Annotated in this window: 1 protein-coding gene and 1 pseudogene; both read right to left on the reverse strand. The window is 38.4% G+C overall.

From position 1 onward, the window contains the following. A partial coding sequence (locus AC1DVH_RS32060; RefSeq protein WP_477757160.1) for a hypothetical protein occupies positions 1-605 on the reverse strand: 605 nt, incomplete at its 3' end. 9 nt (positions 606-614) lie between these two features. Beyond that, positions 615-831 (reverse strand): annotated as a pseudogene (locus AC1DVH_RS32065) (hypothetical protein); the annotation flags it as partial.

Raw genomic sequence — 831 nt, forward strand, 5'->3', positions numbered from 1 at the left:
ATATTATACTTATCTCTAAGCTCTTCCAGGCATGCCTTTATTGCAAGCCCATGATAGCCATTTGAGTATAATCCGTACCTATTAATAATTTTTTTTTCAAAAGGAATCTCCCCTGTCACATGCAATGAAAGATCGTCAACTGCGTGATCCCTCACCATAAATTGCATTGCCTTAGGAAAAGCTTTTTTAGTTTCCTGAATAACCGCAAGGCAAAGTGAATTATGCCTAGAGCTTAGATAATCATTAAAACCCAAGATTTGCTCTTGATGCTCAGTTATTTCCTGCACTGTGGGTCCAAACCCAGCAAACTTAACTCTATGACCTATCTTTGTTGGCGTTTTCCACTCCAGTAACTCCAAAACCTCCTTGGTCTTATCAACAATCAAACTAGCTGCCTTGAGTAGATCATCACCCACATTTACGCTATAGACCTCGCCCTCAACGCCAAGCTCCTTACAATATTTTACTTTTACAGTCTGAGTCAGCAGCCCGATGAAATTAATATTTATGTCTGCTCTATTTTCATCATTAAACATAGAAATTTTTATTGAAGAGCTGCCAACATTTATCGCAACTGTAGAAAACGAATCGCTACCAGCTTGCATATTACCTCCTCAATCCCACTCTTTCAGCAGGCTTATCAAAGATGGAGTGCCTTGCGCAGCGAAAAACTTTTTTCTAAAGTAGTATTCGCATGTGGATATCTTATGATCAGTCTGTTTTCGATGATTAAATTCATCATTCAGTGCAGAGAGAGATTTTTGTAAGGATGGATAAAATTCGCATTTTTTAAGCAGACTCTCGATTGCCAAAAACACCGAATCCATATAG

The organism is Pseudomonas sp. P4_C3, from assembly GCF_056402075.1.